This window comes from Kitasatospora sp. NPDC059646 (assembly GCF_042734615.1).
Lineage (GTDB): Bacteria > Actinomycetota > Actinomycetes > Streptomycetales > Streptomycetaceae > Kitasatospora.
The window spans coordinates 19,376-40,952 of record NZ_JBHWDS010000013.1 but is presented as its reverse complement, the minus strand read 5'-3'; the positions used below and the strand labels follow the sequence as shown (position 1 = coordinate 40,952).

Genomic DNA, 21,577 nt, shown 5'->3' with positions numbered 1-21,577 from the left:
TCATGGCTTGAGCCAGAGGAAGATCGCTGGGACGCGGAGTGCGGCGAGGTAGTGGACGGCGGGCTTTTCGGTGCGCACTGCGATGCCGCGCCACTGCTTGAGCCGGTTGACACACCGCTCGACGGTGTTGCGGTGCTTGTAGGCCTGCCGGTCGTAGGCCGGTGGCCTGCCGCCGCGTGAGCCGCGCCTCTTGCGGTTGGCGACCTGATCCGCGGGTTGCGGGATCACTGCGGTGACACCCCGTTCACGGAGGTGAGCACGGATCGCGCGAGAGGAGTAGGCGCGGTCCGCGCTCACCCGCTCCGGCCTGGTTCTGGGCCTGCCGGGCCCGATCCGCGGCACCCGGATGCCGTTCACCACCGCCTCGAAGAACAGTGGGTCGTGCCGGTGTCCGGCCGCGACGACCAGCGCCGCGACGACCAGCGACAGCGGCCGACACCGGCCGTCCGGGGCCAGGTGGACCTTGGTCGTCAGCCCGCCACGGGAGCGCCCGAGGGCATGGTCGGCGGACTCGCCGGCGGGCGCCCCCTTTTTGCGGGCTCCCGCGGCGTGCTGACGGGCGCGCACCGTGGTGGAGTCCACACCGACCAGCCAGTCGATGTCCCCGACGGCGTCGGCCTGGGCCTGCAGTTCCGTCAGGATCCGCTCCCACGTGCCGTCCCGGGCCCAACGGCGGAACCGGCCGAAGACCGTCTGGCACGGGCCGAACCACTCGGGCAGGTCCCGCCACGCGTTGTTGCCCCTGACCTTCCACGCCACCGCGTCGATCACCGACCGGTGGTCCCGCCATCTTCCGCCCCGAGGCGGATCCGACGGCAACAGATGCCGGAGCCGCTCCCAGCCCTCGTCGCTCAACCCACCCCCGGACTCCACAGCAGATCAAACGACGATCCGATCCAAGGACACTCCCTAGCCGTCGACCACGTCGGCGGAACGTCGCACTGCGCACCCACGAAGTTGATGACCGAGGTCACCCTCGCCAGCTTCCCCCAAGCCCACCGCCCCCTTCCCTGGCCGTCGGCCTCGCCCCAGCCACCGAACACCGTCCTCGACACCTCTTCCACTGCTCAAAGGTCAACTCCCTTACTGGCAAGGTAGATTGTTAGGTCATCGGTCGAACGCACGCGAGGTTCCCCACTTCATGCCGTCATCTCTGGAATTGCCCCCGCTGTACGCGGTCCTGTTCAGCCCCGGCCCCCGAGAGGGCCGCGCGCAGGACACGTTGCCGTACGTGCCGGTCGTCTTTGAGCGGCCGGACGACGCGGAGTCGACGGCACCGCATGGCCTGGCCAAGTCCGTGGCCGCTGTGCTCCCCGGGCTCTGGTACTGCCTGCACCTCCCCGCCACGCTGCTGGACCTGGTCGACACCCCGATCCGGAAGCTGAAGGCCGCTCAGCAGTTACTCCTCGACCACCACATCCTGATGGTGCCGATCGACTGCTTCGATGCGGACAGGGTCGGCTACCTCTTGCAAGGCCGCCACCCTGTCCTCGCCGTCTGCCCGGACGAACTGCTCGACGAGACCCAGGAACGGGCCTCGTCACTGGGGTTCGCCCTGACCGCGACCCCCTACTCGCGACTGAACGACACCACCCTCGCCGCCCAGTGGCATGCCATCCAGCAGCACTACGTCCCCGAGCTACCGGCACTCACCGGCGAGTTGTCCCTCACCCATCGCCTGGACCTGGCCCCCCTCACCCTGCCGCACCGCAGGCTGGCCCGGCAGATGGGCTGGCCGACCACGGAGTCGACCGTCCAAGACACGGACACCCACCGGGCGTTCACCCATGCTCTCAGAGGACAAAATCACCTGGCCACCCTGGCACGCCTCGAACGGGAGGGCGCTTCCCCGGAAGACGCCGAACGCCGCTTCCCCCAGACTGCCCGGGAGGAAGCCGCCAGGCTGCGAGTGCCGCTCGCGCTGGGTCTGCCTGGTACGGCTCCCGCGTACGCCCGCAACGCCTACGACAGCCAACTCCGGCAGCAGTTCGAACCGCAGCCCGCCGTCAGCCCAGACGACACCTGGTCCGTCACCCTCCACGAACGCCCCGATCATCTGGTCGAACGGGCGGCCGTCGAGTTCGTGGTAACCCACCAAGCCATCGCAAGCAGCGGGCTGGGCCTCATGCTGCCCACCGTACCCCGGGAGGCGTTCCTCGCCCTCGCTGACCTCGAACGGCATTTCATCGACGGCCCCAGCAGCGCCGCCACCCGACGCCTACTCACCCGGCTGAACGACGCCGCCCGGCCGCTGTGGAGCGACGAACTGCGGGCCGCTGTCCAACGCGCCCCGGCCCTGACGGTGTTCTCCGACTTTCCCCTCGGGCTTCTCACCATGCCCGGGGACACTTCTCCGCTGTGCGCCCGCCTGCCCGTCGCCTACCGGCCGCTCCAGCCACTGACCAGGACACTCCAGCTCCAGACCGCCGTCCCGCCGCCGCTCGGCCTGAACCATCGCATCAAGGTGCTGATCGCCGAGTGCATCCCCGTCAGCGACCGGATCGGGCGGCTCTCCCGCGAAGGCTGGCGGCTGGCCCGCCAGACCGCTACCTCTGACGCGCTCACCGTCGTCCAGGCCGAGACACTCACCCTCGGTGCCCTGCAGGAGGCGGTGGCCGAACACCGCCCTGACATCCTCGTCCTCAGCGCGCACGGAACGATGGTAGGTAACTTCGCTGCACTCCAGATCGGCGGTGCCGCCCGCCTGTTCCTGGGGATCGACCACATGCCCCCCGTGGTCATGCTCAGCGCCTGCCACGTCGCCCCGCGCGGTTCCGGGGCCATAGCAATCACCGACCTCCTGCTCCGAGAGGGCGCGTTGGCGGTCCTCGGCACCCAAGTCCCGGTCGACGTCCGACACAACGCCACGCTGATGAACCGCTTCCTGGTGTACCTCGCCGAAGAGATCGCCCAGCCCGGACAGTTCGCCACCCTCTTGGACGTCTGGCATCACGTCCAGTCCTCCAATGCGGTCAACGACATCCTCACCGCAACCCCAAAGCTTAAGAAGTGGGCCGCCAGCCCCACCCTCACCGGCCGTCCCGTGATCGCGGAATTCATGGCTAACCGCGCCACCGGCCGGATCCGCCGGGCACATGTCTACGAGGACACCGAGCAAATCCTCGGCGAAATCGCCGACGACCAGGGCCAGGGTCCCCTCATCCGCAACTGGTTCCGCAGCCCCGGCTACATCCCCGAGTCCCTCTTCTACGTCTTCGCCGGCCGCCCCGACCGGATCTTCCTTTCGTCTCTCCGCCATCACACCGAACGAACCTTCGCCGCCGGCTAAAGGCGGGGGTCTGTACGGGCCGGGCCCTGCAGATCCCATAGTTTGCCAATGGTGGATGGCGGCTGGTCCCGGTCACTGCTGGAGACGTCGTCCCCGCGCGAGCGGGGTCAGCCGAGGGCCTCGTCATCACCCAGCGGGGCAAGTCGGTCGTCCCAAGGCGAAGACGCCTGCCCCGGCTGCGACTTCCGGGGCAGGCAGTAGCCGCGAGCTCCCGTCGGCACGAAAGGACCACTCGCCCGTGACCGATCTCCCACCCGCCGTCCCGGACCGCTGGTCGCCCTCTGCGCCGTCGCAGCCACTGGCGCCGTCACCGCCGTCCTCGCCGCGATGGACGGGCGGTACGGAGTGTGTGCCGTTGGCCTGCTCCTACTGGGCGGCGGCGCGCTGGCCGCCTACCGCACCGCGCTGATCGCCGAACGCCGGACCGATGAAGCCGTCCTCGACCGTCTGCGCGCCGAACCCGGCCTCGGCCCGGACACCATCGCAGCGGACCTGGGCCTGCGCCCGGCTGCCGTGCGACTCAGCCTCCGCCGGCTGGCCGCCGCCGGCCGACTTCCGTCAGCCTTCCTCGACTCTGAAGCTGGGCGCTGACCCGAACAACGTGAAGGACCGCCACCGCTGCGAGAGAAGGCGACGATCCGGCAGATGGCCGACCGGGACGGCGTCGTGGGTGCGACAGCGTTGAACAAGGACACGGTCGAGGATCGGTTGACCCTGCTCATCGAGGGGCCGGGCGGGCCGGAGCCGTTTGGCTGTGGTTGAACGAGTCCGGGCCCAGGCGTCGCCGACCGCCCGCCCGGCGGCGTCCTCGGCGACCACCAGGTGATGGCCGGACGTCTCCCGCCCGTCCAGGAGGAAGTGCGCGGTGCCCTCCCGGGCCCGTTCCCGGGCGAGCTCCGCCGGGAGGAAGGCGGCGAGTTCACGTGCGGTCTCCACCTCGCGGCGCTCCGTCGCGGTCTCGTACTCGGCGGGTGTCAGCCGCCGCAGGTGCAGGGTTCGATGGTCCATCGCCGCATCCTCGACCCGACACCGACGGCCAAGACACCGGTTTTTGATGCCGGATCACCTGCTTGACCGCTTCTGGTGCCACCCGGCGACGGCGGCCTCGACGTCCACCGGCGAGACGGCAAGCGGCGGCCGCCCGACCGGGTGCGCAGTGCGGGGTCGAGTGCCTCGTGCAGTCCGTTGCCGGGTGGACCGCTGTCGGCCCGGGGTTCGCCTGCGGTGCGGGGTGGGCACCTTCGAGGTGGGCGACGGCTGCCAGGTGAGCGACCTCGGCGGCCCCGAACAGCCGGCAGCCGATCCGACCCGAGTTCCCGCACGGCCTGCGCGAGATCGCGAGGCAGACGCCAGGGGCCGGGTGTCTCCCGCTCCAGGTCGTCGGGTGGCGGGGGGCCGGACGACGGCGCCAGGGCCGGCGCTCCGGTCTGTCCGGCGGGACGTTCGGGGTGCGGAACTCGGTCATGTCCGCCCCCGGGTGACTGATTGCCGGAAACGGCGTCAACGGTGGGTGATTGTGTGCATACTGTGTGTGCTCAGGCGGTGGGGTCGGCCGTCCGGGGAGGGCCGCCTGCGTGTTCTCGCTGCCACTGCCCTGTCGGCTCGTTGCAGGCGAAATCCAGTCGTCCCGCTGATCGGCGCACTGCGCAGCGGCGGTAGGGATAAGGAAACCCGAGATGCGTCTCTCCTTGACACTGCGGCGCTACGGCGCCGCCCTGGCGGGCTTGGCGGTGGCAGCGCTGATGCTCGTCGCCCCGCAGCCCGCCTCGGCCGTGTACTTCGGCCTCGGCGGCAACGTGGGCCTCAATTGGTAGATCCCCAACGCCCCGGCCGCGGGGCTGAGTGACCTCACCTTCCCGATGGCCATCGAGCCGGCGAGCGAGCAGATCGGCCTCTACTACGCCCAGCAGTTCTCCTTCTCCAACGGCCTTACGGGCTACACGGGTCTTCAGCCCCAGCAGACCTCCGGCGGCCTTCAGCAGTTCCGTGCCACCTTCTCGGTCTTCGCCTCCGGCGCCGCCGGTACCCCGGGCAACACCTCCAGCAGCGACCCCAACTGCAGTCCGGGTGCCGACTCCGGGGCCGGCCAGTCCTGCTCCGTCCTCTTCACGGGGGAGTACGGCCACGCCTACCACCTCAAGGTGCGGCCGACCGGGAGCACTTCCACCACCAATACCTGGACGGGCGACGTGTTCGACCCGGCCACCTCCCACCTGCTCGTGCACATCGGCAGCTGGACGCTGCCGTCCGGCCTGCTCAAGAGTTCGGGCAGCGGGTTCGTCGAGTACGTTTACTTCGACGCCCACGCTTCCTGCGAACGGAACACGGTCTCCGACGTCCTGTTCGGCAACCCCACCACAGTCGACGGGGGTGGCCTGTCCGGCACCCTGTCCAACATCGCCGAGTACGGCAGCTGCGCCGGCGCAAGCTTTGCGACCGCGCCCGCGGGGGCGGGGGCACACATCGTCCGTGGCTTCACCACCACCAGCGCCTTCACCGGCAGGTCCTCCGGTCGCTGCCTGAACGCCCCCAGCGCCGCCTCGGGCGCTCAGACGGACATCGAGTCCTGCAACGGAACGGACAGCCAGTACTGGACGTTCACGCCCAACACCCTGGGCAACACCCATTCCCCCGTCCCCTCCAGCCCGCTCGTCCCCAATGGGGGATCGATCCGGGGCTTCCTGCACCTCGGGCTCTACGGCTGGGACACTTCCATGTGCCTGGACAACAATTCCCAAACCACCCCGGGCGGCAAGGTGATCGTCTGGCCGTGCGCCGCGGACAACCCGCACCAGCAGTGGACGCTCAACCCCAACGGCAGCATCCAGAGCACCGATTCGTGGCTGTGCCTCGACACCGCCAGCGGTGGGACCGCCGACGCCACCCTGGTCGTCCAGGCCACCTGCAACGGCACCGCCGGCCAGCGCTGGACCCGGGGCGCCAACCCGTGATCCCGGCACCCGGCACGGGTGCCCGGGTCAGCCGTTCAAACGCACGACAGCGGCCTTCGCTCCACCGATCTGTGCTCGGCCCAAGAGCCACAAACCGGCGGGCGAAGGCCGCCCGCCGGCGGGGCGGACGGACACCGCCGGCACCCCCGGTCCTGGTGCTGCTGTGACCGCCGCCGATCAGCCGGACACCGTGCACCTGACCCGCCTGCGCGACCTCACGGCCCAGGAGCACAAGCTCGCCGTCCTCGTCGCAACAGGCATCGGCCCCGCGGCATCGCCGCCGCGCCGGCGCCCGTTCCAGCGCCCAGCTCTCCGGCTGGACGGCCGCCGCGGCCGGCCTCGTCAGCGCCCCGATCGGCACTGAGGGGGCGGCGACGGCTCGGCTCGGGCCCGCCTCCCCGGTGTCTGACGATCCTCTACGGCTGGGCGGACGGCCCTACCACCGAGGCGGTCGCCCGCGCACTCGGCCTCGGTGCCGCGCAGAAGTCGATGGCGGCCTACCTTCGTACGCTGTTCCTGCGCCTGGGCGTGTGGAGTCCGGAGGAGGCCGTCGTCGTCGGCGTCCTGACCGGGCTCGGTCGCGTTGCGGTACCGGATCGTGGACGCGTGCGGGCACCGCGGCCACCGGCTCGCGGAGTCCTCGCACGTCTTGACGAAGCTGCCCATGCCGCAAGGGAGTTGATCGTGGCCGACGGGCATCTCGGTGGCGATCGCCGGCACGCGGAGCCGACGGACGGCGCCGGGCCCCGTCGGCATCACTGAGCGGGGGTCAGGCCGGGAGGGGCATGGCCGGAACCGTCACGTAGAGACGTGGGAGCGGGAAGCGGCCGGCCGCGGACGATGCGCTGGTGAGGACCTGGGCCCCGTCGGTTCCGGCGACCGCTTCGGTGACGAACCGCGCCTCGTCGCCGGTGGCGGGGGTGAGGCTCAGGTGGTCGAGGACTCCATTGCCGGCCCGGGTGTACCAGATCGACGGGGTGAGGAAGTCGCCGTCGCGGTAGTCGTCCCAGCCGGTGATCGAGACCATGCAGAAGAAGTCGTCGGCGCGGCCGGCGACGTGGGCCGCCAGCCGCTCCAGGTACGTCACTGCGGCGCGGACGAGCCAGGCATTGGCTTCCGGGCGGGTGAGCGGGGCCAGGAAGTCGAGCTGGGAGTACCGGGAGTACAACGGCACCTCGTCGAAGGTCTCCAGCGGACCGAGGAACTCCTCGAAGCTGTCGAGATCTTCGTCGGCGAGCAGGTTGTCGAAGTCGTGCTCGAACTCCACCGTCTACACGTCCCATCCGTACTCGCGCAGCCAGGCCAAGGTCTTCTGACTGTACTTCGGGTCCCCGTCGTGGAAGGTACCGTCCTGGTTCAGGGCCGGTGAGCCCCGGCCCTTCTTCTGGGCGTGCCACTTGCTGCCGGGGACGCTCTCCTCGGGCCCGTCGATCCGGTGGATCTCGGACGGGCCGCGGCCCGCCTTGACGGTTTTCTGGGCGAGCCGTGCCAGGTAGTCGTTGTAGTACTCGCGCCAGTCCTTGCGGTTCTGCTCCACGTTGTGGGGGTGGTACGGGTCGTCCCACGGGCCGCCTTCCCTGCCGCCGAACGCGGGCTGGGAGCGGTATCCCCGGGGAATGTTGGTGTGCGGTGACAGCCCCAGGCGGTCGAAGGAGGTGTGGGGGTTGCCGACGTAGGTCTCGGGGTTGGGGGCGGCTGAGAGGCCGAGCGGGTCCGGTGAGACGTAGCGCGCGTTCTCGGGGTCGTAGTAGCGGTGGACGTTGTAGTGGAGGCGGGTCTCGGGGTCGAAGTACTGGCCGGGGAAGCGCAGCGGGGTGTAGGTGGTGCTGGTCCGAGGCCAGGCGGTGGTGCCCCACAGGGTGGAGCCGGCGCGCCAGGCGATGGTGCCGGCGGCCGGGTCGACCAGTTCGGTCGGGGTGCCGACCAGGTCGGTGACGATGGCGAAGAAGTGCCGGTCGACCTCGGCCTGCGGCGTGCCGGGGCCCGGGGCGGCGATGCTCTCGGTCTGGGCGAGCGGGCGCGGCCCGTCGTGGTCCCAGCTGAGGGTGTGCGCGCCGGGCAGGTAGGGGGCCCGGGTGGTCTGTTCGGCGAGGGTCGGGCCGTCCCAGGTGAAGTCGGTCTGCTCCTCGACGGTCCCGTCACCGGCGAGGCGCTGCTTGGCTGTCCGGCGTCCCAGCGGGTCGTAGAGGTAGCGCCATCGGGTGCCGTCCGGTGTGACGACCTGGGTGAGGCGGTTCTCGGCGTTCCAGGTGTACTGCCAGGCGTCCGGTTTGCGGGACAACCGGGTCACCTGACGCCTGGTCAGGCGGCCGGCTGCGTCGTAGGTGTAGGCGACCCGGCCGGCGGAGGCGAGCCGGGCTCCGGTGAAGGTCCGTTCGCCGAGGGCCGCTCGGGTCGCGTCGGTCGACGGCCAGTCGGCGTGGACGAGGTTGCCGGCGCCGTCGTAGGCGTAGTTCTCGTTCCGCTCGGAGGACTGCACGGAGGTGACGCGGCCGGCCGGGTCCAGGCCGAAGGCGCGCGGGCCGTCGAGTGCGTCCTCGATCCCGGTCAGCCGCCCGTCGTGGCGGTAGGCGAGGCTGCGGTGCTGGAGCATCGAGGTCCGGGCGCGCACGGTCTGGGCGGTCAGCCGGTCGGAGGCGTCCCAGCTGTTGGTCAGGGTGACACCGTTGCCGAGGGTGCGTTCGGTCTCCCGCCCCGAGAGGTCGTAGGCGAAGTCGAGGCGTCCGCCCGTGGTGGTGAGGGAGAGCGGCCGGCCCACCTGGTCGTAGGTCCACTCGGTCAGGTGGCCGGACGGCGTGGAGCGGCGGATCCGCCGGCCGAGCAGGTCCCGGTGGTGGGTGAGTGTCCGCCCGTTCACGGTCTCGGTCAGTACGTTGCCGAGGCCGTCGAAGGTGCGGGCGAGTTCGGCGTCGGGGTTGGCCGCCCGGACCAGGTTCCCGGCGAGGTCGTACTCGTACGTGGTGAGCAGCCCGTCGGCGTTCCGGGCCCTCTGGCGGCCCAGCACGTCGTAGCTGTACCGGGTGGGGCGGCCGAGCGGGTCGGTCCGGGTGACCACCTGCCCGGCGGCGTCGAGCTCGTAGTGGGTGGTGCGCCGGTCGAAGTCGCTCTCGCCGATCAGTTCCCCGGCCGGGTCGTACGTCAGGTGCCAGGTCTGGCCGAGGGGGTTGGTGACCGAGACCAGTCGCATGTCGGCGTCGTAGTCGAAGGTGGTCCGGGCGCCGTCGGGGGTGGTGCGGGCGGCGATCTTCTCGAAGTGGGTGTACTCGAAGGCCGTGGTCTGTCCGAGCTGGTCGGTGTGGCCCACGCAGTTGCCTTCTCCGTCGTACGTCCACCTCTCTGTGGCACCGTCCGGGCCGGTGCGGGAGGCCAGGTGGCCCTCGGTCGTCCAGGTCTGGAACGTGCTGTTGCCCAGCGGATCGGTCAAGGCCACCAGGCGGCCGAAGGCGTCCCAGCGGTGCCGGACCACCGCGCCGGCGGCGTCGGTGATCTCGACCGGCAGACCGGCCGGATTGCAGCGCAGCGTCGTCCGGTTGCCGAGGGCATCGGTGACGGTGCTGGGGTGGCCGTGCTCGTCGTAGGTGTACCGCGTGATCGCCCCGAGCGGGTCGGTGACGGCGGTGCGCAGGCCGTTGCCGTCGAAGGCGAACTGCCAGACCGCGCCGCCGGGTTCGGCGATCCGGACGGCACGGCCCGGCAGGTCGCCGTACTCGGCGGTGGTGCGCTCCCCGTCGGGGCGGATGGCGACGGTCAGGTCGCCGGCGCCGTCGTACTCGTAGCGGGTGGTGCGGCCGAGCGGGTCGGTCTCGGCCAGCAGGCGGTCGTGGTCATCGCGTTCGTAGTGGGTGGTGTGCCCGAGCGGGTCGGTGATCGCGGTGATCTGGGCGCGGTCGTTGACGGTGTACGTGGTGGTGTGGCCGAGCGCGTTGGTCTCGGTGTGGGTGCGCAGGCCAGTGGCCGGGTCGGGGTCGCCGTAGGTGAAGGTGAAGCGCAGGGCGCCGGTGCTGCCGCCTTCGTCGGTGACGCGGTCGAGGTGGTCGTAGGTGTAGCGGTACTGGGAGTTGTTGCGGTCGGTCCAGGAGGTGAGGCGGCCGGCGGCGTCGTTGGTGAACCGCATCGGCTTGCCGCTGGAGTTGTAGACGGCGGTGAGGTGGCCGTCGGTGTAGGAGTAGCGCATCAGCAGCGCGTCGCCGCCGGTGTCGGTGGCGTTCGCGAGGCGCAGGGCGGTGATGCGGTCGTTGTCGACGGTGACGAGGAGCCGGTAACCGCCGGTGTGGGTGATCGAGAGCGGGGCACCGTCCTCGTCGTAGGCGAGGGTGTAGTGGCGGCCGTGGCGGTCGCGGACCTCGGTGAGCAGGGCCTCCTCGCCGTCCGGGGTGGGGGTGAAGGTGCGGACCAGGCCGGTTGAGGGGTCGGTGACGGTGAACAGCCCGTCCACGAGGTCGAGTTCGTTCCGTGAGCCGGCGGAGGCGTACACCGGGTCGCCGGGCTCGGGGTGCGGGTAGGCCTGGGTGATCCGGTCGGGGCGGATGTGGACGACGCCGTGCTCGTCGATCTCCAGCCGCTCGTCGAAGGTGCAGATCCACTTCGGGCCCATCCAACGCCCCGTCAGCAGACCGGAATCGAAGCTGCGGGTGAACTCCAGCGGCAGCGACCCGGGCAGGGCCGCGTCCACCTGGTCGATGTACATCCGCCCGGTGGCCATGTCGACCGGCTCGCCGCCACCGCACCGGGTGTCCTGCGGACGGCCCTCCGTGCGCGGGCTCTTCACCTGGTCGCGGCCCCGGCCCTTCGGGTGGGAGCCGCCGGCCTTGCCGCTGCGCCCGCCGCCGCCCGAACGCGGGTGCGGGAGACCGCCCTTGCCCTCGCCCTTGAGGATCTTCTCCAGATCCTTGACGTGCTTCTCCTCGATCTCGCGGACGTTCTTCGCGACCTTCCTCAGGTTGTCGCCCGCGTGCCGGTAGAGGTTCTTGAGCGCCTTCCCGGCGTCCTCCGCCAGCGTCTTCCCGAGCTTCTCCGCGCCGTGCTCCAGCGCCTTGACGATCTGGTTGCTCACTCGAAGCTCACCCCCGCGATCTTCGAACCGAACGCCTGCGCGTGCCCCGCCACCGCGTCCGCCTGCTCGTGCATCATCCGCGTGTGCTCGTCCAACGCGTCCGCCACCACGTGGCAGGCCTGCACCAGCTCGTTGAAGTGACTGTCCGACAGCGACGCCCACTTCGCCAGCAGCGCCTCGTACGACGCACCCTCGTACGCCTGCCCCAACTGCCGGACCGTCGACGTCGGCCGCTGGTGCACCGACTCCACGTTCTGCGCGAACTCCCGCACATGGGAAGCGAACTCGCGCACCTTGTCCTCGTTCACCGTCGGCCAGTTGATCCCGATGAACGACAGGAACTCCACCACCTCGCCAGGCAGCTCGATCGCCACGCCACGCCCTCCCCCGACGGCACCCGCATGTCCGTTCGACCCTAGGCCAAAGTCGAACGGCGAGAGGTGGGAACGAGGAATCCCCCGCGAACGCAGAGCTGCCGGTCGGCCTTGGCGGCGGGGCGTCCGAGCGGCACCACGACACCGGGCCGCCGCGCAGGCGGGCACGGTGGGCGTGGTGGAGCGATCCATCGCGTCGAGGTCGAGCACGGCCGGCGGCTCCGGTTCGAGGTCGCTGCCGTCGTTGACCACGCCCGCGCGGGATCCCGTCGGGATCGCCGAAATCGACGGGGGCCGCCCCGGCGACAGGGCTCCTCCGCCCGTGGGCGGGGGCCGGTGTGATCGTCCGGTGATCATGGATGGCTATGCTCACGCTCCGTCAGGTGCCGGACGGTCCTGGCGGAGCGAGAGGGTGGGATCACGATGATGGGACCGGCGCACGCGCTGTCGGGTGCGGCGGCCTGGGTGGCGGTGGGTGCGGTGGCGGCCGTGCTGGATCAGCCGATGCCCTGGCCGGTACTGCTGGTCGGTGCGCTGATCACGGCGGGTGCGGCGCTCGCGCCGGACCTGGACCACAAGGCCGCGACGATATCGCGGGCGTTCGGGCCGGTGTCGCGCTGGATGTGCGAGGTGATCGACCAGGTGTCGGCCGCGGTCTACAAGTCGACCCGGGGCAAGGGCGACGCCCGGCGCTCGGGCGGGCACCGGACGCTGACGCACACCTGGCCGTGGGCGGTGATGTGCGGGGCGGTGGCCGCCGCGGTCGCGGTGTACGGCGGCCGGTGGGGCGTGCTCACGGTGCTGTTCGTGCACATGGTGCTGGCCATCGAGGGTCTGCTGTGGCGGCACGCCCGGGTCTCCAGCGACGTGCTGGTGTGGCTGCTCGGGGTGACCAGCGCGTGGATGCTGGCGGACATCCTCGACGATCCGGGCAACGGCTCGCAGTGGCTGTTCGACCAGCCGGGACAGCAGTACCTGTGGATCGGCCTGCCGATCGTGCTGGGTGCGCTGGTGCACTGCGTCGGTGACGCGCTGACGGTCTCGGGCTGCCCGATCCTGTGGCCGATCCCGATCGGCCGGAAGCGCTGGTACCCCGTCGGCCCGCCGAAGGGCATGCGGTTCCGGGCCGGGAGCAAGGTGGAGGTGAAGGTGCTGACGCCGATCTTCATGGGGCTGAGCGCGGTCGGCGCGCTGGTCGCCCTCCGGGTGGTCGGCTGACGGACCCCGGCGCCCCGCACGATCCGCGCCCGGCAAGGTCGTCGACGGCCGGGCCTGCGGAGGTCGTGCCGGGGCGCGAGGTCCGACTTCGAGGTGACGCAGGATCAGGGAGGCGGACGGTCCTCAGGGCCGGCAGCCCTGCGGTTCGGCCGTGCCGTCCGGGCCGCGCTGCTCCTTCCTGCCGGCCGTGGGCGGAGTCGCCGGAACGGCGTTCTCGCGGCGCGCGCCGAGCGCACCGGCTCCGAGCCGTCCGGTCAGCACCAGGGCGAGGGCCGTGGGTGCCAGCGCCCACGCGGGCAGTTCGTGCGGATCGGCGCCGTGGGCGAGCAGGCTGCTGCCCGCGGCGGCCCCGGCTGCGGAGCCGAGGTACATGGCGGCCATCTGGAACGCGACGATCGGCATCGCCTCCCGGGGCCGGTCGGCGGTCAGCGCCTGCTGCAGCGTCGGGACGCTCGCCCAGCCCGCAGCGCCCCACAGCGCCGCCGCGGCAAGCCACACCGCCGGGACGGCGCAGAGCCAGAAGGCGGCGAAGCCGGCCAGGAGCGCGGCGGGCAGGGCGATGAGCAGGGGGCGCGGCCCGTAGGCGTCGAGCGCCCTGCCGACCAGGGCGGAGCCGGTGACTCCGCCGATGCCCCAGGCCCACACCAGCGCGAACCCCCAGCCCTGGAGTCCGCGGGACTCGGCCAGGGGCAGCAGGTAGGTGTAGAGGCCGAGGCTGGCCACGCCGAGGAGGAAGGCGGCGGCGGTCCCGACGAGGGTCCTCGGCGAGCGGAGGACCGTGAAGGCGGGGCCGGGCGGCGCGGGCAGCGGCGGGATCGTCCGTGCCCCGGCCGCCAGCGCGACCATGCTGACCAGGCCGACGGCGACGACCAGGCCCATGGTCCACCGCCAGTTCAGCCGGTCGCCGACGAGCATTCCGATCGGCACGCCGACGACCGTTCCGGTGGACAGCCCGAAGGTCACCAGGGCCATGGCGCGGCCCCGTTGACGGTCGGGGGCCATCGCGGTGGCGGTCGCGGTCGCCACGGCGGTGAGCACTCCGGCGCCGGCTCCGGCCAGCACCCGGGAGGCGAGGAACACCTCGATCCGCGGTGCGAGCACGGTCAGCAGGTTGCCGAGGTTGAACACGCCCAGGGCGATCAGCAGCGCCGCCGCGGCGCTCCGCCGGATCAGTGCTCCCGACAGCAGCGGCCCCGCCAGGGCGTACGCGGCGGTGAAGGCCGTGACGCCCAGGCCGACCGCCGCCACCGTGGCCGCGAGCGAGTCGGCGATCGAGGGCAGCACCCCGGCGAGGACGTAGGCGTCGACGCCCAGCGCGGCTGCGGCCGCGACCAGCGGCCAGAGGCGGCGGATCACCCGTCCTCCCCTGCGGGCGGCGCTTCCTCGTACCCGGCGAGGACCGTGTCGATCAAGCCGGGGAACCGCTTCTCCAGGTCCTCACGGCGCAGCCGGATCATGCACTTGCGTCCGTCGGCGCGGACGAGTGCCACCCCCGTCTCGCGCAGGAGGCTGGTGTGGTGGGTGAGTGTCGAGCGCGGCAGGTCCGGTCCCAGTTCGATGCTGTCGACTTCGCCGCGTTCCGCGAGCATCCGCACCATCGACAGTCGCAGCGGCTCGCTCAGCGCGAACAGCACGCGCGGGATGGCGATCTCGTCGACCTCGGGATGTTCGTACACCCGTGGCGGTGCCATGGGAACCCCCTGCACATCGTGCGGATATTTTCGCACGATGATAGTGCGGGAATTCTCGCACGATCAAGCGGATCCGCCGAATCCCCGTCGGCGCGCAGCGACTGGACGGGGGGTCATCCGGCGCGCCCCCTGGGCTCGTCCTCGTCGACGATCTCGGCGTCCACCACCTCCTCTTCCGCTGCCTGCGGGGCGGTGGCGCCGCTGCCCGGCTCACCGGGGTCGCTCTCGGCGTAGAGGGCCTGGCCCAGTTTCTGGCTGACCTGGGCGACCCGGTCGCTCGCCGCGCGGATCGCGGCAGTGTCCTCGCCCTTGAGCTTCTCCTTCAGCTCCGCCAGGGCCGCCTCCACCTCGGTCTTCACGTCGGCCGGCACCTTGTCCTGGTTGTCGGTGAGGAACTTCTCGGTGCCGTAGGCGAGTTGCTCGCCCTGGTTGCGGGTCTCGGCGGCCTCCTTGCGGCGGCGGTCCTCCTCGGCGTGCTGCTCGGCCTCCCGGATCATGCGGTCGATGTCGTCCTTCGGCAGCGAGGAGCCGCCGGTGACGGTCATCTTCTGCTCCTTGCCGGTGCCGAGGTCCTTCGCGGCCACGTGCATGATGCCGTTGGCGTCGATGTCGAAGGTGACCTCGATCTGCGGCAGGCCGCGCGGGGCGGGCGCGATGCCGCTCAGCTCGAACATGCCGAGCTTCTTGTTGTACGCCGCGATCTCCCGCTCGCCCTGGTAGACCTGCACGGTCACCGAGGGCTGGTTGTCCTCGGCGGTGGTGAAGGTCTCCGAACGGCGGGTCGGGATCGTGGTGTTGCGCTCGATGAGCTTCGTCATGATGCCGCCCTTGGTCTCGATGCCCAGGGACAGCGGGGTGACGTCGAGCAGCAGGACGTCCTTGACCTCGCCCTTCAGCACACCGGCCTGCAGAGCGGCGCCGACGGCGACGACCTCGTCCGGGTTGACGCCCTTGTGCGGCTCCTTGCCGGTGAGCTTCTTCACCAGGTCGGTGACGGCCGGCATCCGGGTCGAGCCGCCGACCAGGATGACGTGGTCGATGTCGGAGACCTCGATCCCGGCGTCCTTGACGGCCTGGTGGAACGGGCCTTCGCAGCGCTCCAGCAGGTCCGAGGTGAGCTGCTGGAACTGGGCCCGGGTGAGCTTCTCGTCCAGGTGCAGCGGACCCTCGGCGGAGGCCGTGACGTAGGGCAGGTTGATCGTCGTCTCGGTCGCGGCGGACAGCTCGATCTTGGCCTTCTCCGCGGCCTCCCGGAGGCGCTGGGCAGCCATCTTGTCCTGGGACAGGTCGATGCCGTAGCCGTTCTTGAACTGCTTGACCAGGTGGTCGACGATCCGCTGGTCCCAGTCGTCACCGCCGAGGTGGGTGTCGCCGGAGGTGGCCTTCACCTCGACCACGCCCTCGCCGATGTCCAGCAGGGAGACGTCGAAGGTGCCGCCGCCGAGGTCGAAGACCAGCACCGTCTGGTCGTTCTCCTTGTCCAGGCCGTACGCGAGGGCGGCGGCGGTCGGCTCGTTGACGATCCGCGCCACCTTCAGGCCGGCGATCTCGCCCGCCTCCTTGGTCGCGGTGCGCTGGGAGTCGTTGAAGTACGCGGGCACGGTGATCACCGCGTCCGTCACGTCCTCGCCCAGGTACGCCTCGGCGTCGCGCTTGAGCTTCTGCAGCACCCGCGCCGAGATCTCCTGCGCGGTGTAGCGCTTGCCGTCGACGTCCCCGCTCTCCGGGAACCGCCAGTCGCTCTCGCCCATGTGCCGCTTCACCGAGCGGGCGGTGCGGTCCACGTTGGTGACCGCCTGCCGCTTGGCGACCTCGCCGACCAGCACCTCGCCGCCCTTGCCGAAGGCCACCACCGACGGGGTGGTGCGGGCGCCCTCGGCGTTGGCGAGGACGGCCGGATCGCCGCCCTCCAGCACGCAGACCACCGAGTTCGTCGTTCCCAGGTCAATACCGACTGCGCGTGTCATGGCCGGTCTCCTCTTCCGCCCGTTCCTCCCGTCCTGCCTCAGGGAGAGGAAGGAAACTTGAGCCTTATGGACTCAATGATAGATCGATGGCTGCGGTTGGAGGAGAAGCAGCGGGACGTCGGCGTCGCTCCCCTGCTGCGACGGGACGAGCGGGCATCTTGACAGCGACCGGGGACGGTTCTATCCAGGTCAATGAGGAGGTTTGCCGGGGGGGTTGCCCGGGAGGTGAGCCGCCATGACGGGATCGCGAGACCGCCGCGACCACTACACGGTGCTGGGCGTGGAGCCCACGGCCTCCGCGCGGCAGGTCACCTTGGCCTATCGCGCCCTGGTCCGGCTCCTGCACCCCGACACCGGCCCGGCCGAGCCCGGATCGGCGGAGCGACTGGGTGCCGTGGTCGCCGCCTACGAGGTCCTGCACGATCCCGAACTGCGGGCCGCCTACGACGCCGAACGCGAAACCACCCGGCCGCACCCCGTGGCCGGCCGCACGTCGGACCGTGCCCCGGCCGCCGTCCGCCGGGTGTCCGTACGCATCGTCCGGGACGCCGATGGCGCAGGGTCGGCACGTGCCACGCCGCCACCTGCCGGAGCGGCAACGCCCCCTCGGTCCGAACCGCTCATCCGGGTGGGCCCGGTGTCGGTCGCACCACTGGGCGCGTCGGCCCCGGCCCCGGACGCTCCCGGCGACCCGTGGCGGTGGACGGTGCATCGGCTGCGGGAGGTGGAGCCATGGCTGTGAACGGCACTGATTTCCGCAGCGCCGTCTCCTGGTGGGACGACCGGGTCACCGTCGCGGTCGCGGGCGAGGTCGACCTCGCCACCGCGGCGGAGCTCGAGAACCGCGTCAAGGAGTGCCTGGCACGCCGGCCCAGCCGCGTCGACCTCGACTTCGCACAGGTGAGGTTCTGCGACAGCTCGGGCGCCGACGCCGTGGAACGCCTCCACCACCAGGCACGGGAGGAAGGCGTCGACCTGAAGGTCACGGAGGTGCGGGCCCCGATCGTCGCCCGACTCTTCGACCTCCTCGGCCTCGCCGACCTGGTCGAACCCCACCGGCCCGGCTGACCTCGGCCATGCAGTCCCGAGCCTTGGGAGCGCTTCTGGTTGGCGGCGCCGGCCCCGTCGCCGCTACGGACGCAGGGCCGTCCACGTCGGGGCCTTCGCCACCGTCGCCGCCGGCCGGGCCGTGGGAGGCGGCTCTATGCCTGGTCGTCCCAGTGGACGCGGCGCAGCCCGAGGTCGTCCAGCAGGTACGTTGCGTCGTCCCGGCGGACCGCATCGGTGGCGGCGACTGCTTCCAGTTCGCCCAGGAGGCGATCGCGGTCTCCCGTGGGCAACTGCCTCAGCCAGTGCACGATGCGGGGGAAGTCCATGTCGAGATTGGCGTAGTCGAGCGAGACCAGGATTGCGGCACTGGCACTCTCGTAGGTCGCCGGCTTCGCGCTCTTCCGAGCTTCCGGCCCGCTCCACTCGCTGGACATGGACGCACTATATGTCTCCGAGCAGGCTGACCTTCCCGAGTTCATTGCTCGTACCCGCGCCCCGACTGGTGCAGCGGGCGCGGAACCGCCTCCGGCAGGCGCGCCGACGCGCCGATCGTGCGAAGGACGCCCGTCGGCGCGTGCGGCCACGGGGATAGCGGCAGCGCGGCCGACCAGCCACCGGAAACTGCCGCAAGGCGCTCTACCGCCGTGTTCGTCCGCACCCGATATCGGCTTCTGCCGGGGAATGTCAGCGCGCATGAACAGGGTCTTTCCTGGTAGCAGGGGTGTCCGCGCGAATGACCTGTTGAACCCTGACGAGTCGCTGACTCTGCACCAAGGAGACAAGGTCACCTACAGCGTCGAGGAAGGCTCCCGTGCGACTGCGGTCGAGAAGGCCTGACCGCCGTGTGTCGGACCTCCGCGGTGTCCGCCACGTCACTGCCGCTCACCGTGCATGAACGGAGGGCGGGCTAGGTTTCTGTCCGGCGGATCATGTGATCGCCTCGCGTGGACCATTGGTTGGTCGTGGGGCGGGGCGATCTGACGAACGACGAGTGGATGCAACTGGCACCACATCTGCCGAAGACCGGGCACCGAGGCGGACGGTGGACTGATCACCGGACGATGATCAACGGGATCCTGTTCCGGGTCCGCACGGGCGTCCCGTGGCGGACCTGCCGGAGCGGTTCGGTAGCTGGAAAACCGTGTACGAGCGCCACCGCCGGTGGTCGGCGGACGGCACCCGGGAAGGATCCTCCAAGGCGTCCAGGCCGAGGCCGACTCCCAGGAGCGCATCGACTGGAGCATGGTGAGCGTGGACTCCACCTCGCGCCGGGCCCACCAGCACGCTGCCGGTGCACCGCACGGAACACCCCGTATCCCGAAGCGGAGATCAACGCCCCGGCAGCACCGCCCCGACGAGGAAATCGGCCGGTCACGTGGCGGTCTGACCTCCAAGATCCACCTTGCCGGGGAAGGCGGACGTCGTCCACTGGCCATGCTGATCACGCCCGGTCAGTGGGGCGACAGCCCGCAGCTGATCCCGGTCCTGGAACGCATCAGGGTCAAGCGCCCAGCGGCGGCCATCCGCGCACCCGCCCCGACCACCTCGGTGGCGACAAGGCCTACAGCTCCCGCCGCAACCGTCGCTACCTGCGCAGACGCCAGATCAAGCACACCATCCCGGAGCCGAAGGACCAGCGGGCCAACCGCCGGCACCGCGGCAGCCAAGGAGGCCGGCCCGCGGGCTTCGACATGGAGACGTACAAGCGCCGCAACGAGGTCGAGCGCACGATCAACCGGCTCAAGCACTCCAGGGCCGTCGCGACGCGGTACGACAAGCGAGCCTACGTCTTCCACGGCACCGTCACCGTCGCGTCGATACGCCTGTGGCTCAGTCCCTGAACCGCCGCACAGGGTATCTACAGCAGTCCCAGGACGGAGGCACTCCACCCGAGGGCCTCGGGTGTGTGCCAGCGGGGTCGCTCTCCGGTCCCGGCCATGGCCCGGCCTGCCGCGAACGCTTGCCGGTGGGCCGGCTGGTGTTCCTGAACCCTCCTCCAGAGTGCCTGCGCCTGCGGGTGGTAGCCGGTGCTGACGAGGAACTCGACCAGATCCTGCGCGAACCCCCACCTGGTGAGAAGAGGATCAGGAACTGTCCGCGCGATCTGCTCGGGATCGGCGGTACTGGCGAACCACTGGAGCGCGGTGTCACGAAGGTGAGCTGCGAACTGCTCCAGTTGCGTCGGACGCTCCTCGGCCTGGGTGAGCACCACGAAGTGCTGACCAGGCATGTCGAGGAAGCTGGAGGCGCAGACGATCGACTCGACGGATTCAGGGCGGTCAACGGTCAGCTCGGGGTTGGCCCGACGCCACCTGCCCAGGTCGTCGTCGAAGACGGTCAGGCTCGTCACGGTGAACTTGATCAAGTGTCCCGATCGGTTCCACTTGCTCTTCTCCAACTGGAGCACCTCCCGGCGAACCGATTCCCGGCGCTCCAGCGAATGCCGAGACCTGACCCACCCGAACCCGTCGAGCATCCCAGCCAGGCAAGCGGCCCCGGCATGGACAACATCAGCTGGCTTATCGGCCTCAATCAGGCGGGTGATCAGGTCATCAGGCAGCGTCGAGGTCACCTCGCACATGATGCCGCACGAAGATCCGCCGGACAGAACCTACCCGTCCTCGTGGTCGTGCCCGGCGTCGCGGTACCGGGGCAGCGCGGCGATGCCCTCGGTGAAGGCCGCCTGGTCGGCGGGGACCACGATCAGGTCCGCGTGCGTCCCCACGGCGGCGCGGACGAGGGCGTCCGTCGCAGCCGTCTCCCAGGAGTAGCCGACGCCGAAGGCGGCGAGGTCCGCGGCGGACAGTGCGAGGTCGGTCGGCTCCGGGCCCACCCACAGCGGTGGCAGGGAGGGCAGGGAGCGGCTGATCAACAGGGCGGCGGCCTGGCCGCGTTGGAGGATCGCGGTGGTGTCGGCGAGTCCCTCGGCCGTGTCGTGGTCACGGGCTCTGCGGGTGAGGAAGGCGTCGAGCCGGCGCTGGTCGGGTTCGGCCAGTCGGTCCGCCATCAGCAGGGCCGCCTCGTGTTCCAGGACCGCCCGTCCGGGCTCGGGCCGGTGGTGCTCGGTGTCGCGCAGTTTGACGATGCGGCGTGCCAGCGGGCCGGGGGCCAGCCGGATCATCGTGTTGGCGGCCCAGGGGTGTCCGGCGATCACGATGAGCTCGGGGGCGTCGTCCGGGGCGACGCTCGCCAGTTCGCCGAGGATCCGCTCGGCCTCGGGGGCCCAGTCGGTGAGCGGGATCCGCCGGTGCACGGCGGTGGAGTTGACGCGGTTGGCCGGCCAGCGGCCCAGGTCGTGGTCGATTTCGAGCTCCTCCCCGTTCGCCGTGCGGCCCGGCGGGTGGACCCGGTGGAGGGAGACGGCGGCGTAGGGGAGGTCCGGAGCGCGTTGGAGGACCAGCGGAAGGACGTCGGGCAGCGTCCCGTACCGGGCGGTGTCCTGCGTCGGCGGCTCCGCGAGGCGTTCGTCGAGCAGGATCCGCCCGGCTGCGGCGAACACGGCCTGCCCGTGCCGGCCGACGACGCCTCGCTTCGCTCCGGCACCCGCGATGACGGTGTCGATCGCCGTGACGGTGTCCGGGTCCGCGTCGTGGGCCAGCAGGTTCTCCCGCAGGTGCCGCCAGCGCAGCTCGATCGCCCGGTCCGGATCGTCGATGTCGTCGCGGGAGGTGTCGAGGTACACCGATGCGACGGGCGAGTCAGGCTCGTAAAGACGGTGCAGGAACTGGGATTTCACGACATCACCCCTGCGGTCCCCGGAGCACGCCCGGATACTCAGGTCACCGGTTCGGGAGCGGGCCCCGGACCGGGCAGCGGTCCCGGCTCCGGGCGGGGTGCCGGCCCCGGCGCGGGCGGCGGCTGCGGATCGGGCCCCGGCGGAGGCGGCCCGGGCGGAACCGGATCCGGCCCACCGGGCGCGGGCACCGGCCCGGGCACCGGGCCCGGCGCCGGGCCGGGCCCCGGAACCGGGGTAGGACTGGGAGG

Annotated in this window: 19 protein-coding genes and 1 pseudogene; 9 read left to right on the top strand and 11 right to left on the bottom strand. The window is 71.0% G+C overall.

Annotated elements, in window-relative coordinates:
- Complete coding sequence (locus tag ACFV1L_RS11685; RefSeq protein ID WP_380365068.1) at positions 1 to 873, bottom strand: IS5 family transposase; 873 nt, start codon at positions 871 to 873, stop codon at positions 1 to 3.
- Positions 874 to 1,141: 268 nt separating this feature from the next.
- Between ACFV1L_RS11685 and ACFV1L_RS11680 the strand changes: the two genes are divergently transcribed.
- Together ACFV1L_RS11680 and ACFV1L_RS11675 are read left to right on the top strand one after the other, a co-directional pair.
- Entirely contained in the window at positions 1,142 to 3,289 is a 2,148-nt protein-coding gene (locus tag ACFV1L_RS11680; protein WP_380365067.1) for a CHAT domain-containing protein, read from the top strand.
- Positions 3,290 to 3,616: 327 nt separating this feature from the next.
- Positions 3,617 to 3,880 (top strand): hypothetical protein, encoded by a 264-nt coding sequence (locus ACFV1L_RS11675; protein ID WP_380365066.1) that lies wholly within the window; start codon positions 3,617 to 3,619, stop codon positions 3,878 to 3,880.
- Here ACFV1L_RS11675 and ACFV1L_RS11670 read toward each other — a convergent pair.
- On the bottom strand, positions 3,848 to 4,297 hold the full coding sequence (locus ACFV1L_RS11670) for a hypothetical protein (RefSeq protein ID WP_380365065.1): 450 nt from the start codon (positions 4,295 to 4,297) through the stop codon (positions 3,848 to 3,850). The genes ACFV1L_RS11675 and ACFV1L_RS11670 overlap by 33 nt on opposite strands.
- Positions 4,298 to 4,965: 668 nt before the next feature.
- On the opposite strand from ACFV1L_RS11670, the gene ACFV1L_RS11665 reads away from it, so the two are divergent.
- The 3 genes from ACFV1L_RS11665 to ACFV1L_RS11655 all read left to right on the top strand — a co-directional run bounded on the left by ACFV1L_RS11665 (position 4,966) and on the right by ACFV1L_RS11655 (position 6,604).
- Positions 4,966 to 5,103, top strand: a complete 138-nt coding sequence (locus tag ACFV1L_RS11665) for a hypothetical protein (protein ID WP_380365064.1) — start codon at positions 4,966 to 4,968, stop codon at positions 5,101 to 5,103.
- Between the two features lie 45 nt (positions 5,104 to 5,148).
- Positions 5,149 to 6,240: an RICIN domain-containing protein gene (locus tag ACFV1L_RS11660; protein ID WP_380365063.1), complete on the top strand. Its 1,092-nt coding sequence runs from the start codon at positions 5,149 to 5,151 to the stop codon at positions 6,238 to 6,240.
- A gap of 163 nt (positions 6,241 to 6,403) precedes the next feature.
- The gene (locus ACFV1L_RS11655; RefSeq protein ID WP_380365062.1) at positions 6,404 to 6,604 is read left to right on the top strand and encodes a hypothetical protein; all 201 of its coding nucleotides are present in this window, start codon (positions 6,404 to 6,406) and stop codon (positions 6,602 to 6,604) included.
- A 405-nt stretch (positions 6,605 to 7,009) separates the two neighbouring features.
- Here the strand turns inward: ACFV1L_RS11655 and ACFV1L_RS11650 are convergent, their stop codons facing one another.
- Genes ACFV1L_RS11650 through ACFV1L_RS11640 form a run of 3 tightly spaced genes read right to left on the bottom strand, consistent with a single transcriptional unit; the run spans position 7,010 to position 11,667 of the window.
- Complete coding sequence (locus tag ACFV1L_RS11650) at positions 7,010 to 7,507, bottom strand: Imm15 family immunity protein (RefSeq protein ID WP_380365061.1); 498 nt, start codon at positions 7,505 to 7,507, stop codon at positions 7,010 to 7,012.
- Between the two features lie 3 nt (positions 7,508 to 7,510).
- On the bottom strand, positions 7,511 to 11,293 hold the full coding sequence (locus ACFV1L_RS11645; RefSeq protein WP_380365060.1) for a DUF6531 domain-containing protein: 3,783 nt from the start codon (positions 11,291 to 11,293) through the stop codon (positions 7,511 to 7,513).
- A complete protein-coding gene (locus tag ACFV1L_RS11640) occupies positions 11,290 to 11,667 on the bottom strand; it encodes a WXG100 family type VII secretion target (RefSeq protein WP_380365059.1) in 378 nt (125 codons plus the stop codon). The genes ACFV1L_RS11645 and ACFV1L_RS11640 overlap by 4 nt, the downstream gene beginning before the upstream one ends.
- A gap of 423 nt (positions 11,668 to 12,090) precedes the next feature.
- Here ACFV1L_RS11640 and ACFV1L_RS11635 point away from each other — a divergent pair, with 423 nt between their 5' ends.
- Positions 12,091 to 12,885: a metal-dependent hydrolase gene (locus ACFV1L_RS11635; protein ID WP_380365058.1), complete on the top strand. Its 795-nt coding sequence runs from the start codon at positions 12,091 to 12,093 to the stop codon at positions 12,883 to 12,885.
- Positions 12,886 to 13,008: 123 nt separating this feature from the next.
- On the opposite strand, the gene ACFV1L_RS11630 is transcribed toward ACFV1L_RS11635, so the two are convergent.
- The 3 genes from ACFV1L_RS11630 to dnaK all read right to left on the bottom strand — a co-directional run bounded on the left by ACFV1L_RS11630 (position 13,009) and on the right by dnaK (position 16,543).
- Positions 13,009 to 14,241, bottom strand: a complete 1,233-nt coding sequence (locus tag ACFV1L_RS11630; RefSeq protein ID WP_380365057.1) for an MFS transporter — start codon at positions 14,239 to 14,241, stop codon at positions 13,009 to 13,011.
- On the bottom strand, positions 14,238 to 14,576 hold the full coding sequence (locus ACFV1L_RS11625) for an ArsR/SmtB family transcription factor (RefSeq protein WP_380365056.1): 339 nt from the start codon (positions 14,574 to 14,576) through the stop codon (positions 14,238 to 14,240). The genes ACFV1L_RS11630 and ACFV1L_RS11625 overlap by 4 nt, the downstream gene beginning before the upstream one ends.
- 113 nt (positions 14,577 to 14,689) lie before the next feature.
- Positions 14,690 to 16,543, bottom strand: coding sequence for a molecular chaperone DnaK (gene dnaK, locus ACFV1L_RS11620; protein WP_380365055.1), 1,854 nt, complete (start codon positions 16,541 to 16,543; stop codon positions 14,690 to 14,692).
- 235 nt (positions 16,544 to 16,778) lie between these two features.
- On the opposite strand from dnaK, the gene ACFV1L_RS11615 reads away from it, so the two are divergent.
- Positions 16,779 to 17,285 (top strand): J domain-containing protein, encoded by a 507-nt coding sequence (locus tag ACFV1L_RS11615; protein WP_380365054.1) that lies wholly within the window; start codon positions 16,779 to 16,781, stop codon positions 17,283 to 17,285.
- Positions 17,282 to 17,611, top strand: a complete 330-nt coding sequence (locus ACFV1L_RS11610; RefSeq protein ID WP_380365053.1) for an STAS domain-containing protein — start codon at positions 17,282 to 17,284, stop codon at positions 17,609 to 17,611. The genes ACFV1L_RS11615 and ACFV1L_RS11610 overlap by 4 nt, the downstream gene beginning before the upstream one ends.
- A 134-nt stretch (positions 17,612 to 17,745) precedes the next feature.
- Here the strand turns inward: ACFV1L_RS11610 and ACFV1L_RS11605 are convergent, their stop codons facing one another.
- Positions 17,746 to 18,027 (bottom strand): hypothetical protein, encoded by a 282-nt coding sequence (locus ACFV1L_RS11605; protein WP_380365052.1) that lies wholly within the window; start codon positions 18,025 to 18,027, stop codon positions 17,746 to 17,748.
- 528 nt (positions 18,028 to 18,555) lie between these two features.
- Between ACFV1L_RS11605 and ACFV1L_RS11600 the strand changes: the two are divergent.
- Positions 18,556 to 19,434: pseudogene (locus ACFV1L_RS11600) on the top strand (IS5 family transposase).
- A 17-nt stretch (positions 19,435 to 19,451) separates the two neighbouring features.
- On the opposite strand, the gene ACFV1L_RS11595 reads toward ACFV1L_RS11600, so the two are convergent.
- Together ACFV1L_RS11595 and ACFV1L_RS11590 are read right to left on the bottom strand one after the other, a co-directional pair.
- Entirely contained in the window at positions 19,452 to 20,165 is a 714-nt protein-coding gene (locus tag ACFV1L_RS11595; protein WP_380365051.1) for a hypothetical protein, read from the bottom strand.
- 39 nt (positions 20,166 to 20,204) lie between these two features.
- Positions 20,205 to 21,329, bottom strand: coding sequence for a hypothetical protein (locus ACFV1L_RS11590; protein WP_380365050.1), 1,125 nt, complete (start codon positions 21,327 to 21,329; stop codon positions 20,205 to 20,207).
- Positions 21,330 to 21,577 lie beyond the last annotated feature (248 nt).

Excerpts from the sequence above, each read along its gene's own strand:
- ACFV1L_RS11660 (WP_380365063.1), top strand. The coding sequence starts at position 5,149 with ATGGCCATCGAGCCGGCGAGCGAGCAGATCGGCCTCTACTACGCCCAG.
- ACFV1L_RS11680 (WP_380365067.1), top strand. The coding sequence starts at position 1,142 with ATGCCGTCATCTCTGGAATTGCCCCCGCTGTACGCGGTCCTGTTCAGC.
- ACFV1L_RS11670 (WP_380365065.1), bottom strand. The coding sequence starts at position 4,297 with ATGGACCATCGAACCCTGCACCTGCGGCGGCTGACACCCGCCGAGTAC.
- ACFV1L_RS11605 (WP_380365052.1), bottom strand. The coding sequence starts at position 18,027 with ATGTCCAGCGAGTGGAGCGGGCCGGAAGCTCGGAAGAGCGCGAAGCCG.
- dnaK (WP_380365055.1), bottom strand. The coding sequence starts at position 16,543 with ATGACACGCGCAGTCGGTATTGACCTGGGAACGACGAACTCGGTGGTC.
- ACFV1L_RS11665 (WP_380365064.1), top strand. The coding sequence starts at position 4,966 with ATGCGTCTCTCCTTGACACTGCGGCGCTACGGCGCCGCCCTGGCGGGC.
- ACFV1L_RS11615 (WP_380365054.1), top strand. The coding sequence starts at position 16,779 with ATGACGGGATCGCGAGACCGCCGCGACCACTACACGGTGCTGGGCGTG.
- ACFV1L_RS11635 (WP_380365058.1), top strand. The coding sequence starts at position 12,091 with ATGATGGGACCGGCGCACGCGCTGTCGGGTGCGGCGGCCTGGGTGGCG.
- ACFV1L_RS11625 (WP_380365056.1), bottom strand. The coding sequence starts at position 14,576 with ATGGCACCGCCACGGGTGTACGAACATCCCGAGGTCGACGAGATCGCC.
- ACFV1L_RS11675 (WP_380365066.1), top strand. The coding sequence starts at position 3,617 with ATGGACGGGCGGTACGGAGTGTGTGCCGTTGGCCTGCTCCTACTGGGC.